Genomic DNA, 16536 nt, shown 5'->3' with positions numbered 1-16536 from the left:
CATATAATTTATTTAAAGTTTGGTTTTTTTTGTAATTAATATAATTGTACAATTCTTATTTTATCGTCCTGGTAACATTGTGCTTCTGGTTCTAGTTTTATAGTGGTATTGTTTACGGCAGTAAAATCGATACGAACTCCGTTTCTATATACGTCTATTTTATCTACACTAGTTATTGTTAATGGTGTTGTAAATTCTAACTGCCCGTCTACAGCAAAAACAACAACTTGCTTTTGTTGTGTTATAGAAGAAATTGGTTTTTGTTTTAATACACCTGTGTTTTTATCTGCTACCACAAGTAGGTCTTCATTACTTGTACTTTCTTGCAAGCCTTTTATGGCTAGTGTATTGGTAGGGTTTGTGGTAATGGCTGTAGGCTCTGTTAAGCTACCTCCTAATTTTATGGTGTTGCCGTCTTTGTAGACTCCGTTTTTGGCATCAGCAGGTAGGCTAATCCATTTGGCACCATTATAAACTTCTATACAACCACAGTTCTCATTCCAAACTTGGTCTCCTATTACGGGGTTTGGAAAACGAGTTGCTCTTGCAGTGTTGTCTGCCACTACTACCAAACCTAACTCGTTGGTTGGATCAAAATCATCATTAACAGGCACCCAGTTTGTGCCATTCCAAATCATTAAGGTTGGGTTGTTGTTATCGCCATATGAAGTTAACCAAATAAGGTCTCCCTTTTTATAAGGAGGTTCTAGCTCATTAAGACTGTTTACAATAAATACGTTTGCAGTTCCGTACTGTGGGTGAGGTATGTATAGTATTTTTTGAGAGTCTAAAAATACATAGCCTTCATTATTGCTAAGTACATTTAATTCTACATTTAAGTATTTTATTTTTCCATCCCAATAAATATCCTGAAAGGTAAAACTAATAGGATCTCCTTCACCAACAATTACAGAAACCATTCCGTTTTCATCAGTAGTAATTAAATGTTCTTCTATATATTCTACACCGGCTTCATTTGTAATGGTAAAACGCAAAGCAATATCTTCTAAACCTAAAGGAACACTGTTTTCTGATACATCAGTACCGGGAATTTGAATTTCTTCGGTATTTAAAATTAATGCTTGATAATTAAACCCAGGCGTTTGTGCCAGTACAATTGTACTGAACAGTGAAAACAACAAGCATAAAATTTTATTTTTAAATGTCATTAATTAAAACCTTAATTGTTCAATATTAAATAGTAACCCAAAAGAAAACGCATGTGTATGTAATGAATACTCTTCTTTTATTTTAGTATCTTTATTTTTTTCTTTAAAACTATCTGCTATATTATACTTTATGTAAATAGAGGTAATGTCTGATATAAGATATTCTGCATTTATTCCTCTATGGTATCTTAATAAAGTTCTGTCTAAAGAACGATCTCTATAAATGTCATTTACCACGTCTTTATATTCACTAGACCCAGAAACCAGCATGTCATAAGACAAGTGTCCGTGGATATATAATTTATACTCACGATGATTTATAATAGAAAAGTTAACACCTGTTTTTAAGCCAACATAAGTTAAGTTGTACGTTAAAGGAATACTTACATTTCCGCCGTAAAACCCGGTGTTAATTTTATAATTGTTGTAGCTAAAACCAGCATCTATTTTAGTTCTAAATCTAAAAAAATTCCATTTTTTGTCCCAAAGTCGATCACTTCTGAAGTTTAAATCAAATCTAATACCTGTTTCTATAAAAACTTGTTGAGATTTTGGGTAATTTAAATCTAGGGTGTTTTCTCCTAAATTATTTACATAATCTTTAAAATAGGCATTTTCAAAACCAGATTCTATATAAATTTGTTGTGCATTATTTATGTTTATCCAAAAGATAAAAAAGAATATAACACTATATATAGTCTTGTTTTTGAACATATTTATTATTCTGTTTTTAGAATTTTTCGTGTAAACTTGTCTTTACCACTTTGTATACGTATTAAATAAGTACCAATAGTATAGTATTTCATTGGAATATGTATACTGTCTGTTGGGTTATATTTTTTAGAAAATAAAACTTTACCATTTGTATCATAAATAAATATATGAATGTTATGTTTTGTTTCTCTAGTAAAATTTATTTTTATGTGATCTATAAAAGGGTTTGGTGAAATCACTAAATTTAGTGATTCATCAATAATTTCTATATCAGAGTTGTTGATTGTAAATATTTTAACATGATTTAAAAAACCTTGTTGTACAGTTGTTGTACCAGTGTTTTTTTTACCAATGATGCTAGATTGCCCTATACTTTGTTGTACACTGTAGTTTTTATTGTATACCGTAGAAGATCCTACCGTAGTAATTGTAGATTTTATTAGAGAATATTTCTTATTTGTTGGTTGCTGAGAAAAGGCAAAACAACTGTTTAAAAATAGTAAAAAACAAATAATTTTTTTCAATTCTTTTCTTTAGGGGGTTCGTTCTTAGTTAGTTAGACACGTTTTTTTAGAATAAGTCACTAAAAAATAATTTGGCTTTATATAGTGTATAGTTTAATTGATTTAAAAGCGAAAGTACAAAAATATTTATTACATATTACTTTGGATAATAACAAAAATAAGATTTTTTTAAAATTTGGGATAAACAGTATCAATAGGGAGGAAAGGTGTAGGTTTTAGTAGGGTAATACAATAAAGTAGTAGATCTATTTTAGATTAATAAATGCTTATAATATAAAGGTTTGTTTTAAAATTAAAAATATTAATTACCCTAAACGATTAAATAATGGCTATAGTTTTAAATATATTGTTAATTGTAAAATTTCACTGTTTTACACAAAAAAAACACTTAATACTAGTACAAAGTGTTTAAAAGTAATTAAAATTGTAAAAGATAAATTATTTCTGTTCAATAAATTCTAATGCAGCGCCATTAATACAATGACGTTTTCCTGTAGTGTTTTTTGGTCCATCATTAAACGAATGACCTAAATGACCGCCGCAAGTATTGCATTTTAATTCTGTTCTTGCATAGCCAATTTTAAAGTCAACATCTAGTTCTACATTTTTTTTGATAGCTCTATCAAAAGAAGGCCAACCAGAACCAGAATCATATTTATATTTAGATTTATATAATGGAGTTTTACAAGCAGCACAAACATAAGTACCTTTCATTTTGTTGTTATTAAGAGCGCTAGAAAAAGCTCTTTCTGTACCCGCTTCTCGTAAAACATAATATTGTATCGGAGTTAAAAGTTTTTTCCATTCTACATCTGTTTTTTCAATAGTATATGTTTTTTTTTCTTTGGATGAGGTTTGTGCCTTACTAGTACAGTTTATCAAAAAAAGAAGCGTTAGTAAAGAGAAAATATTTTTCATAAGTATGTATTGATTTTTATTTTGGACGAATGTTTTATCTAAAAATTACAAATATCACTTTCATAAGAAATTTATTTTTTTGATAAAGATAGAATATGTAGTTTTATAAATTGTAAAAAGAGACGCTGTAGTGACAATTTACTGATATATGTGTCTTATTAATTAGTGATGATAAAAAAATAAAATAGATGAAAAAAATAGTTGTTTTAGTTTTAACCGTTTTTCTTTTTGTAGAATGTAGTACGGTGCCAATTACAGGTAGAAGTCGTGTTAATTTTGTAAGTGATGCACAAGTGTTGCCGTCGAGTTTTGCACAATATAGTAGCTTTTTAAAAGAAAATAAATTATCTACAAATAGAGAGATGTCTAATGAGATTAAAAATGTAGGTAAAAATATTTCTGCAGCTGTAGATCGTTTTATGCGAGCAAATAATATGGTTGCCGAAGCAGATTCTTATAGATGGGAATTTAACTTGGTAGAAGATGAAACCGTAAATGCTTGGTGTATGCCAGGAGGTAAAGTTGTTTTTTATACAGGGATAATGCCTATTTGTGCAAATGAAGATGGAGTTGCAGCGGTTATGGGGCATGAAGTAGCGCATGCTTTTGCTAAACACGGACAAGAAAGAATGTCTCAAGGGCAATTACAACAACTAGGAGGAGTGGCTGTTGCTTTAGGTACTTCAGGAAAAAGTAGTGAATCGCAACAATTATGGAATACTGCCTTTGGTATTGGTTCTGGTTTAGGGATGTTAAAGTTTAGTAGAGTACATGAGCAAGAAGCAGATAGACTAGGTTTGGTTTTTATGATTATGGCTGGTTACGATGGTAGAGAAGCTGCAGAGGTTTGGGTTAGAATGAGCGAGAAATCTGGAGGAAGTTCTCAACCAGAAATGTTAAGTACGCATCCATCTAACGAATCTAGAATTCAAGATTTAAAAAATTATTTACCAACTGCAAAAAAATATGCAGCACAATATAATGCCAAGGTAAAGAATTAAATAAAAAAAATTAGAAAAGGAATAGATTTTCCTATATTGTAACCGTTCAAATATTTATTTGAACGGTTTTTTTATATAAAAAATATGCGATGTTAAAAATTGGAGATAAAAAATTAATTAATGCGTGGGCTTTTTACGATTGGGCAAATTCAGTGTATTCTTTAGTGATTAGTACCGCTGTTTTTCCTATTTATTACGCTGGTTTAACTGCCTCTGAAGGGTTTGCAAATGCTGATGGAAAAATCACTTTTTTGGGTACTTTATGGACGCCAACAACCTTGTATAATTATGCCTTGGCTTTTTCTTTTTTGGTAGTAGCTTGTATTTCGCCAATGCTTTCTGGTATAGCAGATTTTGCAGGGAATAAAAAGAAATTCTTAAAAGGATTTTGCCTTTTAGGTTCGTTATCTGTAATGTGTTTGTTCTTTTTTACAGGTAAAGAAACATTATGGGTTGGTATTGTTTTTACCATTTTAGCAAGTATTGGTTTTTGGGGAAGCATTGTTTTTTACAATGCATTTTTACCAGAAGTAGCGCATCCAGAACAACAAGATAATGTAAGTGCCAAAGGTTTTATGTTAGGCTATTCTGGGTCTATCTTATTACTACTTTTATGTTTGGTTTTAATAGAAACCGAAGTTTTTGGTTATTATGACAAACAATTTGGATCTCAATTATCATTTGTATTAGTAGGTTTGTGGTGGTTAGGTTTTGCACAAATAACGTACGCCAAATTACCTGATTCTGAAAAAACATCATTGCCAAAAGGAAATTATTTTATTAAAGGAATTCAAGAAATAAAGAAAGTTGCAAAAGAATTATTTGCTTATAGAGAGTTGAAATTGTTTTTAATTTCCTTTTTTTTATTAAGTATCGGTGTACAAACTATTATATTAATGGCAGGTATTTTCGGAACAATTTTAGGTTTAGAAACTTTAAATTTAATAGCTACAATTTTGTTAGTGCAGTTTGTAGGTATATTTGGAGCATTTTTATTTTCTAGATTATCTAATAAAATAGGGAATATTAAAACCTTAAAAATAGCAATAGCTATTTGGGGATTGGTTTGTTTTATTGGTTTTAACTTAACAAAAGATACGCCAAATATAGAAATGTATTTTTATATTTTGGGTTCTTTAATAGGTTTGGTAATGGGAGCAATTCAGTCTTTAGCAAGGTCTACGTACTCTAAATTATTGCCTAAAACAGAAGATCATGCTTCTTATTTTAGCTTTTTTGATGTAACTGAAAAAATAGCTCTCGTTATAGGTATGGTTACTTTTGGCGTATTAAATTCTATGATTTCTATACAAAGTAGTGTGTTGGCATTAGCTATTTTCTTTTTAGCTGCTTTTATTGTTTTAAGTAGTATAAAGAAAACAAAATATGTGCAATAAAAAAGAAGCTGTTTTAAAAATATAAAACTTGTCTTGTTGAACCTAAAATAAATTTAGGTTGACAAAATAATTACTTTTAAAACAGCCTCTATTGGTGCTCTCTTTTTATATTTTAAAATTAATTCCTAAAACAATATTTCTACCTTGGTTTAAAATTCCGTCTGCTTTTAATCTAGATAAGTGATCTATATATTTTTTATCTAAAATATTATTAGCAGATAAGTTTGCAGAAAATTTAATATCATTTATAGTAATATCACCACCAAAACCAAAGTTTAATAGATTATAACTAGGGGTTTTTGTTTCAAACTGACTAACATTATTTTGAGAAAATGTACTCTTTAAAGTTAAAGAAGCATACCCTTGTTGTAACCAATTTTTTACATCAAACTCAGTTCTTAAAGTATTTTTCCATGAGTTAGCAGGAATCAATGGTAAATAATTGCCATTATCTTGCTCTCCTATTACAGTTTCAAATGAACTTTCTAAATGCAACCAATCTAATGGATGTGGGTGTAAATGAAAACCAAATTCACCACCATATAATTTTGCATCTTCTTGTAAATACTCAAAAACAGGTGCTTCATCTTCAATTTCTCCAGTAGGAGAAATGTAAATATAATCGTTTAATTGATTGTAAAAACCGTTTGCAAACAACTCAATATGTTCTGTTTTATATTCTAAAGAAAGATCGAATTGCGTGTTTTTTTCATTGGTTAAATTATTATTTCCTTTTTCAAATCTACCCGTTCCGTGATGCACTCCGTTAGAAGATAATTCTGCTAAATTAGGAGCTCTAAAACCAGAGGCAACATTAATTCTTGCTGTAAAATTATCTGTTATGGCTGTTTTAAAACCTAAAGAGGTGGTAAAACTGTTGTAAGATTTATCGATAGCTTCAAAAATATGAAGATCTCCTTCATGAGAAATTTCGTGTCTTTCTGTATCTATATTTCTAGTATCGTAACGAACACCTGCTTGCAAACTATTTTTATTCCAAGAGTAATTTGCTGTTGTAAAAACACCAAAATCATTTATGGTTGCATTAGGTATTAATAATTCCTCTCCAAAATTAGTATTTGTTTGATGTAAGCCTTGTACGCCAGAAAGAATTTCTACGTTCCCAATTTTAGGGAAATGATATTTTGCGTTATAGCTAAATGTTTTTAACTTCATTCTTAATGCAGCTCCTTCTCCTTCTTCTTCGTGATCTTCGTCATGTTCATCTTCGTCATGGTCTTCTTCACCTTCATCATGGTCGTGATGTTCTTCAAATTCTTGACGGTCATTAAAAGTATAACCTAAATCTAAATCTAATTTAGAATCTCCAATAAAAAAATGATTGTGCGAGCTTAATATATGATTGTCGATAACTTGGTAAGGTTCTAAAAGTGATTTACTGGTAGATTGTTCGCCAATTCCTTCTTCAGGTAAACCAAGTTTAGATCTGTTAAAATTATAACGAATTTCTGATGTAAAACTGTTTTTAGAATAAGCTGCTCCGGTTTTAAAATCTTTTTCGTTAAAACGGGTATTGGTAACTCTTTGTTTTGTTGGAATTTTATAATCTGAATGATTTACATAAGTTCCTCTTGCTAAAAATTTCCAATTTTCTTTAGATAGTTTTGCTCCAATAGAAGTGTTTGTTCCTAAAGTATTGCCAAAATAACGATGACTAAAATTAATTTCTTGATCATTATCTGATGCAAATTTTTCAGGATTCAAATATAAAACTCCTCCCAAAGCATCAGAACCGTAGAGTAGAGATGCAGGGCCTTTAATTACTTCTACACTACTAATACCAGCATCATTAATACCCAAGCCATGTTCGCCTCCAAATTGCTGGTTTTCTAGCCTAATGCCTTGTGTGTAGACTAAAACTCTATTACCGCTTAATCCTCTAATTACAGGTTTACCTATAGATGCACCTGTAGAAATTTGAGAAACTCCAGCAATATTTGTAATTCCTTCGGCAAGTGTTGTGGCTCCTGTTTTTTGAATGGCTTTGGCAGACAACCTTTCTATTTTCATTACATTTTCTGATTGTAATTTATTAAAAGGCGCAGAAATTATTACTTCATCCATTTTAAAAGCAGTTTCTTTTAATTGAATATTTAACACAATGTTTTCTGAGCTAAAATCAATAATTTTTGAAACTGTTCTATATCCTAAATAACTAAAATTAATTTTTATTTTCCTTTTAGGAATGTTTTTAAGGATAAAGGTTCCGTCTTCTTTAGATGTAGTTCCTCTATGTAATTCTGGGGTGTTAATTTGTACGTCTGCTAAAGGATTATTAAGCATGTCTGTAATTTTTCCTGAAACGCTATTTTGAGCATTCACAGAAAATACAGCTACTAAAAGTAGCCATTTTATAAATGTTTTCATGAAGTATTATTTTACTAATTTAAAAATATGTGATGTCATTTAAAATGACAATTCGGCTTTAAACAGTAAAATAGGGTGGTCCTCTAGAAGTTCTTATAGATTGGCAAACCTCTTTAATTCTTTGAGGTTTATCAATAAAAATGGAAGTATAAAAATGAGGTGGAATTACATCTAAATTAGATGCAAAATCCATTGAGAAAATCGTTAAATGTTTGTGGAATTCAGCACAATTTAAATGTTGCTTATGTATGTGATGTTCACTAACAGAAGTACATACAGAGTGTTCATGATTGCCTAAATTATGAATAATTTCTATAGATGTTGGTAACATCAATAGTAAGAGAAAAAAAACGCTAAGTAGTTTTTTGAACAAAAGTTTTATTTTTTTCTAATTTTTAAATTCAGCATTTCTACTCCTAAAGAAAATGCGATCGCAAAGTACAAATATCCTTTAGGAATAGCCCCAACAGTTTTGTTAAAAATTTCTGTATTTGATAAATGAGCACTTTCTGTAATTAACATAAATCCTATCAAAATTAAAAAAGACAATGCTAACATTTGAATAGTTGGGTTATTGTTTACAAAATTACTAATCGGCTTCGAAAAAATCATCATAATTATAATAGAAACTATTACGGCTATAATCATTATAATTAAAGCGCCATCTATTCCGTTAGTCATACCAACTGCTGTTAAAATACTATCAAAAGAAAAAACAATATCAATAAGTATTATTTGAATAATAACATTTGTTAATGATATAACCTTTGGAGATTTTAACACTTCGTTTTCATTAGTATGTTCTACTTTTTCACGGATTTCTTTAGTGCTTTTATAGAGTAAAAAAAGTCCGCCTAAAAATAAAATGATACTTTGGCCTGTTAATCCTGTTTTAAACCAACCTATATTAATTTCTAAAAAAGGTGTTTTAAATGCAATTAAATAAGAAACACTAATTAATAGTACTATTCTAGTAATCATTGCTAAAGCTAATCCTAAGAGAGTCCCCTTTCTTACTTGATGTTTTGGGAGTTTATTGGCAGATATTGATATAAATATAATATTGTCTATTCCTAAAATAATTTCTAGAAAAGTAAGGGTAATTAATGCTACCCAAGTATCTATATGTAGAAAAATTTCCACTTTATTTTACTTTATATACGGTACCGTCTTGTTTAAATTTGCTAAAACCAATTTTAGCGGTAAAACTATAAGAGGTGTCTGTAACTTTAGTTATTTGTACGTAAATAGGATCTTTGTCTAATTCCTTTTTAGGTGATTTCATTTTTAAGGAATAAAAGAAATTATTTTTCCATTTAATGTAGAGCGTATCAATATGTTTAATTCTTTTTTCACTGGTAGTAGAATCATTAGAAATACTTACAATTTTTTCGTATTCTTCTATTTGTAGGCTGTCTTTTCTAATAATGGTTGTTTTACTATAACCTTCTCCTGCAGGAATTTCGAAGATTCCTTTTTTAAAACGATCAGAATTGTCTTTCATTTCTGATTTGCAAGAAGTAAGAAATAATAGTAAAGAGAAAAGCGCAAAGAATATAAGCTTTCCTTTATTTAAATTAAAAACAGAAACTTCTATATTCTTTACGCTCATAATATTACTTCTTAAAAAATTTATATTCCTGTATAATTAGCAGGTGTAATAGCCTTTAATTCTTCTTTAATTTCTGATGAAACCTCTAAAGTATCAATAAAATCTGCAATAGATTTTTGGTTGATTTTAGCATTTGTTCTGGTTAATCCTTTTAAGGCTTCATAAGGATTAGGGTAAGCTTCACGTCTTAAAATAGTCTGAATTGCTTCAGCAACAACAGCCCAATTATTTTCTAAATCATCTTCAAACTTTTGTTTGTTTAACAATAATTTATTCAATCCTTTTAAGGTAGATGTAAAAGCAATAATTGTATGTCCAAAAGGTACACCAACATTACGTAAAACAGTACTATCTGTTAAATCACGTTGTAAACGAGATACTGGTAACTTTGCAGAAAGGTGTTCGAAAATAGCATTTGCCAATCCTAAATTTCCTTCAGAATTTTCAAAATCAATAGGATTTACTTTATGTGGCATTGCAGAAGAACCAACTTCACCAGCCTTAATTTTTTGTTTAAAGTATTCCATAGAAACATAGGTCCAGAAATCTCTATCTAAATCTAGTACAATGGTATTAATACGTTTTAAAGTATCAAACAAAGCCGCTAAATGATCGTAATGTTCTATTTGTGTTGTTGGAAAAGAATGGTGTAAACCTAACTTTTCTTGTACAAAAGTACTTCCAAATTCTTTCCAATCAATATTTGGATATGCAACCTTGTGTGCATTGTAATTACCCGTTGCACCACCAAACTTAGCAGCACTTGGTATATCATTTAATAAATTGAATTGTTCTTTTAAACGAACTACATATACTTCTATTTCTTTCCCTAACCTTGTAGGTGATGCAGGCTGACCATGTGTTCTTGCTAGCATAGAAACATCTTGCCACTCAATAACTAATTCTTGTAACTTTTCTAAAAGTTCAAAATATTGAGGAACATAAACATCGTTCATCGCTTCTTTAATAGAAAGCGGAACAGCAGTGTTGTTAATGTCTTGAGAAGTCAATCCAAAATGGATAAATTCTTTATGAGCTTGTAAGCCTAACGCATCAAATTTTTCTTTGATAAAGTATTCAACAGCTTTTACATCATGATTTGTAATGCTTTCTATATCTTTAATTTTTTGAGCATCTTCTGCAGTAAAATCGATATAAATTTTACGTAAATCGTCAAATAAATCGTTGTTAAAGTCTGCTAATTGTGGTAAAGGAATTTCACACAAAGCAATAAAATATTCTATTTCTACACGAACTCTGTATTTTATTAAAGCTTCTTCAGAAAAATAGTCTGCTAATTTTGATATTTTACCTCTATAACGTCCATCAATAGGTGAGATGGCATTTAATTTTGTTAAGTTCATCTTTTAGTTATGTTGTTAATTGCAAAAATAGGTAAATAAACAGATTTATAAAGTCGATTTTTGATGTTTTTCTATCATTTCTAAAATGTATTTTCCACGAGCTTTGCAACCTTTGCTTTCGTGCATAATTTTATAGGTTATTAAGTGTTTTAATTCTGGATGAATCCACTCTTTTTCTAATCCAAAGAAATATAAAAAAGTCATTGTATAGGCTCTAACGGCAATTTTTTGAGGCGTAATTAACCAATCGAAACCTGTTTCTACAATCGCATCTATATGTTTGTTTGTCAGTTTTTTTTTGATTTCGTTTTCATCTTTAGCATAATACGCAGTAGCCAAATGTTCACATATTTTAGCACATGGTCTAATAGCGCTATCAAATTTTACATTTTTAATTTCTGATGTAAATACATCTAAATGAGGTAAAATCCATTCTAAATGATGGTGTGTGCAAATCCACTCTAAAATCCAAGCCGCTTTTATAGAAACTTTATTTTCAACATCAAAAGTAATAGCAACCAATTCTTTAAATAATTTCTGATTTTCTAATACAATATTTGCCACTCTTTGTCGGTTTTCCCTTTTAGGGTTTTCCATATTATGGAGTTGTTCTGTAACGAAAAGAAGATTTGTTTTTGGCACTATTAATGTATCTTTGCTTTAAAATTTTATTTAAATGATAAATATAAAAAGACTGTTTTTTATTTTACTGTTTTTTACTTGTTTTTTTACAAGTAAAACTACTTATGCTCAGAAAATTAATCAATTCGATCAGCATAAAAAAAGAACAGGTGTTTGGAAAAAGTATTATTCAAATAAAAGAATTCGTTACACAGGGCAGTTTAAAAACGGAAAAGAAGTAGGTGTTTTTAAGTTTTACGATATTACAAGCTCTAAGCACCCTGTCATTATAAAAACTTTTTATGAGAATTCAGATTCTTTATATGTTCAATTTTTTACGTTAAAAGGTACCATAGAAACAGAAGGTGTTTTAGTAGGAAAAAAACGAGTTGGTAATTGGAAATATTTTTACTCTGATGGCACAATCATGTCAGAAGAAAATTATAAAGAGGGTAAATTAGATGGTGCATTAATAAATTACTATCAAGATGGTAGGGTTACAGAATTTTCTACATATAAAAACGGCTTGTTAGATGGAGTTAGTAGTAAATATTCTAGTAAAGGTATTCTAATAGAAGAAATTACTTACAAAAATGGTGTCTTAAACGGATTGGCAAAATACTTTGAATTGAATGGTCAGTTAAAAGAAACAGGTAATTATAAAGACGGATTACGCGTGGGAAATTGGGAATATTATATGGATGGAGAAGTAGCTACTGAAAAAGAGCTAAAAGCAAAAAATTATTTTACTCGTAAAAAAGAAGATTGATTTTAAGGTTTATAGTTTAAATGTTGATGAATTTTAACGATTGTTAGACAGCGCCTGTAGAAGTCTTTTTATTCTTGCTAACTGCTAACTGCTAACTGCTAACTGCTAACTGCTAACTACAAGATAAATCAAAACAATGATTACATCAATTCTTTCAATCTATAAAACCATTTCTTATTTGTACCTTTGCATCCTTAAAAATTTAAAATGAAACGAGTAGTTGTTGGTCTTTCTGGTGGTGTAGATTCTAGTGTAACCGCACATTTATTAAAAGAACAAGGATACGAAGTTATTGGGCTTTTTATGAAAAATTGGCATGATGACTCTGTAACCATTTCAAATGAATGCCCTTGGTTAGAGGACTCTAATGATGCAATGATTGTTGCAGAAAAGTTAGGAATCCCTTTTCAAGTTGTCGATTTAAGTAATCAATACAAAGAACGTATTGTAGATTATATGTTCGATGAGTATAGTAAAGGTAGAACGCCAAACCCAGATGTTCTTTGTAATAGAGAAATAAAGTTTGATGTTTTTATGGACATTGCTTTAAAATTGGGGGCAGATTATGTGGCTACAGGGCATTATTGTAGAAAAGGAGAAGAGATTATAGACGGTAAACCAGTTTATAAATTATTAGCAGGTAAAGATGTTAATAAAGATCAATCTTACTTTTTGTGTCAGTTGTCTCAAGAGCAATTAACAAAAGCATTATTTCCAATTGGCGAATTAACAAAGCCAGAAGTAAGAAAAATAGCCAAAGAAGCAGATTTAATTACGGCAGAAAAGAAAGATTCTCAAGGTTTATGTTTTATCGGTAAAGTTCGTTTACCAGAGTTTTTACAACAAAAATTAGAACCCAAAAACGGAGTAATTGTAACAATTCCTTCGGATTTTGAGCAGTACACAAAACAAGCGCCTGTTTTTGAAAATAAAGAAGCAGAACTTGCTTATTACGCAACAAAATTTTCTTACAATAAAGAAGATGGTAAAGTAGTTGGTAAACATCAAGGCGCACACTATTTTACAAAAGGACAACGTAAAGGTTTAAATGTTGGTGGTACAAAAGAAGCTTTGTATGTGATAGAAACCGATGTGGTAGAAAATGTAATTTATGCTGGTGAAGGAAAAAATCACCAAGGTTTATATAGAAATGTGTTGTTTGTTTCCAATGAAGAAATGCATTGGATTCGTAAAGATTTAACATTAAAATCTGGAGAAACTATGCAAGTAGATGCTAGAATTAGATACAGGCAACCTTTAGAAAATGCAACCTTACATAAAGTAGAAACAGGTTTGTATGTAGAGTTTGAAAACAAGCAATCTGCCATACAAGAAGGTCAGTTTGTGGCTTGGTATATCAATGAAGAATTATTAGGTTCTGGAGTAATCTCTTAAATTATTTATAAAAATCATAAAAAAGTAGTAATTTCGAAATATGAAGAAATTACTACTTTTTTTATTTATAGCTACTTTTTTTAACGCTAAGGCCCAAGAAGACGCATGGGTTTTCTTAAGAGACAAACCAAACCAAGCTACTTTTTTAGAGAGTCCTTTAACAATGCTCACTCAAAGAGCATTAGACAGAAGGACTAAATTAAATATTCCTCTAGATATTAAAGATGTACCTGTTGATGAAAATTATTATAATCAGATTAAGAATGATGTAAACATCACTGTTTTAGCCAAATCTAAATGGTTAAATGCAATTCATATTAAAGGTGAAGTTGGTAATATTAATAATTTATTAGCTACCTATAGTTTTATCGATCATATAGAATTTGCTAATAAATCTTTAAATTTAAATGCTAAATCAAAAGGAAAAGCAATAAAACCTAATCATTATAATAAGTTTAAAGAAACGCTAACCGATTATAATTATGGTGCTACCGATAATCAAATTAAAATGCTACATGGAAATTATTTACATGAGCAAGGTTTAACAGGTGCAGGTCAAATAATAGCAATTATAGACGCAGGTTTTCCTAACGTAAATACTTTAGAAGCTTTTAAAAGAATTAGAGATAATAATCAGATTTTAGGAGGCTACGATTTTGTAGAAAGAAGCGAAGAGTTTTACGCTGGAGATAGTCATGGAACTCATGTATTATCAACAATTGGCGGTTATTTAGAAAATCAGTTTGTAGGTACTGCACCAGATGCTTCTTTTTATTTATTTAGAACAGAAAATGCGCCTGTAGAAGTCCCTTTAGAGGAAAGTTTATGGGTAGAAGCTGCAGAAAGAGCAGATAGTTTGGGGGTTGATGTTATTAATACTTCTTTAGGATATACAACTTTTGATAATCCGAATTACAATTATACGTATGCCGATTTAGATGGTAAAACCACCTTTATTTCTAGAGGAGCAGAAATTGGTGCTTCTCGTGGTATGCTTTTAGTAAATGCAGTTGGTAATGAAGGAAATGGATCATGGAAATATATGGGAGCGCCGGCAGATGCAGCTTCTGTAATAAGTGTTGGTGCTGTAGATGCATTAGAAAATATTGTTAGTTTTAGTTCTTTCGGACCAACATCAGACGGAAGAATAAAACCCGAAATTTTAGCCAAAGGAGCAAGTGCAGCGGTAATTAATTATACCACAGGTGGCATTGCAAGTTCTAACGGTACGTCTTTTTCGTCACCAATTATGGCAGGATTAATTGCGTGTTTAAATCAGCATGAAGGTTTTCTTTTAAAAGCAGCATCATCAAAAGCAACCACAAATAATTTTAATACGTATTTAAAACAAGCTGTTTATGAGTCTGCAGATAAATTTAATGCTCCTACAGATCAACATGGTTATGGAATTCCGAATTTTGAAGTAGCATTAAAAACCTATATAACTAGTTTATCTGTTTTAGACGATACCAATATCAATGTAAATGTGTATCCAAATCCTGCTAAAAACCAACTATTAATCTCTACAGATGCTTTAAATTTTACAATTAAAATATATACGATGCTTGGTAAAAAGGTGCTAGAAAAAACAGTTTCAAGCTCTAAAATTGTTGATGTTTCTTTTCTAGAAAGCGGTGTTTATTTACTTAAAATATCTAAAGGAAATCAACAAAAAACGATAAAGCTGATGAAACAATAATGAGAAATAAAATTACAGAATTATTTAATATTGAGTTTCCAATTGTTCAAGGAGGTATGATTTGGGTTTCTGGATGGAAATTAGCAGCGGCCGTTTCTAATGCAGGTGGTTTGGGCTTAATTGGTGCTGGCTCTATGTATCCAGATGTGTTACGAGAACATATTCAGAAATGTAAAAAAGCAACAGAGAAACCATTTGGAGTAAATATCCCAATGTTGTATCCTGATATAGAAAAATTAATTGATATTATTATAGAAGAAGGCGTAAAAATTGTTTTTACTTCTGCAGGAAATCCAAAAACCTGGACTTCCTTTTTAAAGGAAAAAGGAATTACGGTGGTACATGTAGTAAGTTCTGTTAAGTTTGCTTTAAAAGCAGAAGCTGCCGGTGTAGATGCTGTTGTTTGTGAAGGTTTTGAGGCTGGTGGACATAATGGAAGGGAAGAAACAACCACGTTTACATTGATACCTATGGTTAAAGAACAGGTTAAAATACCTGTAATTGCTGCTGGTGGAATAGGCACGGGGAGAGGAGTGTTAGCAGCCATGGTGCTGGGTGCAGATGGTGTACAAATAGGGAGTAGGTTTGCTGCATCAGAAGAATCTTCTGCGCATATTAATTTTAAAAACACCATTATTGATGTTAAAGATGGAGATACACAAGTAACTTTAAAAGAATTAGCACCTGTAAGGTTGGTAAAAAATAAGTTTTATAATGAAGTACAAGAATTATATAAGCAGCATCCATCAACAGAACAAATAAAAGAGCTACTAGGAAGAGCACGTTCTAAAAAAGGAATGTTTGAAGGAGATTTAGATGAAGGTGAGTTAGAAATAGGGCAAATAGCAGGGTTAATTCATGAAATAAAGCCTGTAAAAGACATTTTAAATGAGATTATAGACGAATTTAACGCAGTTAAAAGGTTTATATTGAGTGTTTAATGTATTATTTTTCAACTAAAACAC

The 16536-nt window shown here is 30.3% G+C and carries 16 protein-coding genes; 6 read left to right on the top strand and 10 right to left on the bottom strand.

Features of this window, described 5'->3' with window-relative positions; translation table 11 throughout:
- Positions 1 to 35: 35 nt before the first annotated feature.
- The 4 genes from WG951_RS04205 to msrB form a co-directional block, all read right to left on the bottom strand.
- Positions 36 to 1169, bottom strand: a complete 1134-nt coding sequence (locus WG951_RS04205) for a hypothetical protein (protein WP_105048947.1) — start codon at positions 1167 to 1169, stop codon at positions 36 to 38.
- Between the two features lie 3 nt (positions 1170 to 1172).
- Complete coding sequence (locus WG951_RS04200) at positions 1173 to 1883, bottom strand: hypothetical protein (RefSeq protein WP_105048946.1); 711 nt, start codon at positions 1881 to 1883, stop codon at positions 1173 to 1175.
- A 5-nt stretch (positions 1884 to 1888) separates the two neighbouring features.
- Complete coding sequence (locus WG951_RS04195) at positions 1889 to 2407, bottom strand: T9SS type A sorting domain-containing protein (protein ID WP_105048945.1); 519 nt, start codon at positions 2405 to 2407, stop codon at positions 1889 to 1891.
- A 438-nt stretch (positions 2408 to 2845) separates the two neighbouring features.
- A complete protein-coding gene (msrB, locus tag WG951_RS04190) occupies positions 2846 to 3325 on the bottom strand; it encodes a peptide-methionine (R)-S-oxide reductase MsrB (RefSeq protein WP_105048944.1) in 480 nt (159 codons plus the stop codon).
- Between the two features lie 188 nt (positions 3326 to 3513).
- Here msrB and WG951_RS04185 point away from each other — a divergent pair, with 188 nt between their 5' ends.
- Positions 3514 to 4326 (top strand): M48 family metallopeptidase, encoded by an 813-nt coding sequence (locus tag WG951_RS04185; protein ID WP_105048943.1) that lies wholly within the window; start codon positions 3514 to 3516, stop codon positions 4324 to 4326.
- 89 nt (positions 4327 to 4415) lie between these two features.
- Positions 4416 to 5723, top strand: coding sequence for an MFS transporter (locus tag WG951_RS04180; protein ID WP_105048942.1), 1308 nt, complete (start codon positions 4416 to 4418; stop codon positions 5721 to 5723).
- A 105-nt stretch (positions 5724 to 5828) separates the two neighbouring features.
- Here the strand turns inward: WG951_RS04180 and WG951_RS04175 are convergent, their stop codons facing one another.
- Genes WG951_RS04175 through WG951_RS04150 form a run of 6 tightly spaced genes read right to left on the bottom strand, consistent with a single transcriptional unit; the run spans position 5829 to position 11684 of the window.
- Entirely contained in the window at positions 5829 to 8111 is a 2283-nt protein-coding gene (locus WG951_RS04175; RefSeq protein WP_105048941.1) for a TonB-dependent receptor, read from the bottom strand.
- Between the two features lie 58 nt (positions 8112 to 8169).
- The gene (locus WG951_RS04170; protein WP_105048940.1) at positions 8170 to 8442 is read right to left on the bottom strand and encodes a hypothetical protein; all 273 of its coding nucleotides are present in this window, start codon (positions 8440 to 8442) and stop codon (positions 8170 to 8172) included.
- Between the two features lie 47 nt (positions 8443 to 8489).
- Entirely contained in the window at positions 8490 to 9254 is a 765-nt protein-coding gene (locus tag WG951_RS04165) for a TerC family protein (RefSeq protein ID WP_105048939.1), read from the bottom strand.
- Between the two features lies 1 nt (position 9255).
- Complete coding sequence (locus WG951_RS04160; RefSeq protein WP_245893505.1) at positions 9256 to 9723, bottom strand: hypothetical protein; 468 nt, start codon at positions 9721 to 9723, stop codon at positions 9256 to 9258.
- 20 nt (positions 9724 to 9743) lie between these two features.
- On the bottom strand, positions 9744 to 11087 hold the full coding sequence (purB, locus tag WG951_RS04155) for an adenylosuccinate lyase (RefSeq protein WP_105048938.1): 1344 nt from the start codon (positions 11085 to 11087) through the stop codon (positions 9744 to 9746).
- Between the two features lie 45 nt (positions 11088 to 11132).
- Positions 11133 to 11684 (bottom strand): adenylosuccinate lyase, encoded by a 552-nt coding sequence (locus WG951_RS04150; protein WP_105048937.1) that lies wholly within the window; start codon positions 11682 to 11684, stop codon positions 11133 to 11135.
- 79 nt (positions 11685 to 11763) lie between these two features.
- Between WG951_RS04150 and WG951_RS04145 the strand changes: the two genes are divergently transcribed.
- From WG951_RS04145 to WG951_RS04130, 4 genes are all read left to right on the top strand, one after another.
- Complete coding sequence (locus WG951_RS04145; protein ID WP_105048936.1) at positions 11764 to 12477, top strand: toxin-antitoxin system YwqK family antitoxin; 714 nt, start codon at positions 11764 to 11766, stop codon at positions 12475 to 12477.
- A 207-nt stretch (positions 12478 to 12684) separates the two neighbouring features.
- Positions 12685 to 13872: a tRNA 2-thiouridine(34) synthase MnmA gene (mnmA, locus tag WG951_RS04140; RefSeq protein WP_105048935.1), complete on the top strand. Its 1188-nt coding sequence runs from the start codon at positions 12685 to 12687 to the stop codon at positions 13870 to 13872.
- A gap of 40 nt (positions 13873 to 13912) precedes the next feature.
- Positions 13913 to 15571: a S8 family serine peptidase gene (locus tag WG951_RS04135; protein WP_105048934.1), complete on the top strand. Its 1659-nt coding sequence runs from the start codon at positions 13913 to 13915 to the stop codon at positions 15569 to 15571.
- Entirely contained in the window at positions 15571 to 16512 is a 942-nt protein-coding gene (locus WG951_RS04130) for an NAD(P)H-dependent flavin oxidoreductase (protein WP_105048933.1), read from the top strand. The genes WG951_RS04135 and WG951_RS04130 overlap by 1 nt, the downstream gene beginning before the upstream one ends.
- Positions 16513 to 16536: the final 24 nt, after the last annotated feature.

Origin of the sequence: Polaribacter butkevichii, assembly GCF_038024105.1 — a bacterium.
GTDB lineage: Bacteria > Bacteroidota > Bacteroidia > Flavobacteriales > Flavobacteriaceae > Polaribacter > Polaribacter butkevichii.
Note: the sequence above shows the minus strand (reverse complement) of the source record. Positions and strands in the feature narration are given on the sequence as shown.

What these genes read in the sequence shown, in the direction of transcription:
- WG951_RS04205 (WP_105048947.1), bottom strand. Translation starts at nt 1,169, where the DNA reads ATGACATTTAAAAATAAAATTTTATGCTTGTTGTTTTCACTGTTCAGT.
- WG951_RS04170 (WP_105048940.1), bottom strand. Translation starts at nt 8,442, where the DNA reads ATGTTACCAACATCTATAGAAATTATTCATAATTTAGGCAATCATGAA.
- purB (WP_105048938.1), bottom strand. Translation starts at nt 11,087, where the DNA reads ATGAACTTAACAAAATTAAATGCCATCTCACCTATTGATGGACGTTAT.
- mnmA (WP_105048935.1), top strand. Translation starts at nt 12,685, where the DNA reads ATGAAACGAGTAGTTGTTGGTCTTTCTGGTGGTGTAGATTCTAGTGTA.
- WG951_RS04175 (WP_105048941.1), bottom strand. Translation starts at nt 8,111, where the DNA reads ATGAAAACATTTATAAAATGGCTACTTTTAGTAGCTGTATTTTCTGTG.
- WG951_RS04180 (WP_105048942.1), top strand. Translation starts at nt 4,416, where the DNA reads ATGTTAAAAATTGGAGATAAAAAATTAATTAATGCGTGGGCTTTTTAC.
- WG951_RS04160 (WP_245893505.1), bottom strand. Translation starts at nt 9,723, where the DNA reads ATGAGCGTAAAGAATATAGAAGTTTCTGTTTTTAATTTAAATAAAGGA.
- WG951_RS04150 (WP_105048937.1), bottom strand. Translation starts at nt 11,684, where the DNA reads ATGGAAAACCCTAAAAGGGAAAACCGACAAAGAGTGGCAAATATTGTA.
- WG951_RS04185 (WP_105048943.1), top strand. Translation starts at nt 3,514, where the DNA reads ATGAAAAAAATAGTTGTTTTAGTTTTAACCGTTTTTCTTTTTGTAGAA.
- WG951_RS04145 (WP_105048936.1), top strand. Translation starts at nt 11,764, where the DNA reads ATGATAAATATAAAAAGACTGTTTTTTATTTTACTGTTTTTTACTTGT.
- msrB (WP_105048944.1), bottom strand. Translation starts at nt 3,325, where the DNA reads ATGAAAAATATTTTCTCTTTACTAACGCTTCTTTTTTTGATAAACTGT.
- WG951_RS04130 (WP_105048933.1), top strand. Translation starts at nt 15,571, where the DNA reads ATGAGAAATAAAATTACAGAATTATTTAATATTGAGTTTCCAATTGTT.
- WG951_RS04200 (WP_105048946.1), bottom strand. Translation starts at nt 1,883, where the DNA reads ATGTTCAAAAACAAGACTATATATAGTGTTATATTCTTTTTTATCTTT.
- WG951_RS04135 (WP_105048934.1), top strand. Translation starts at nt 13,913, where the DNA reads ATGAAGAAATTACTACTTTTTTTATTTATAGCTACTTTTTTTAACGCT.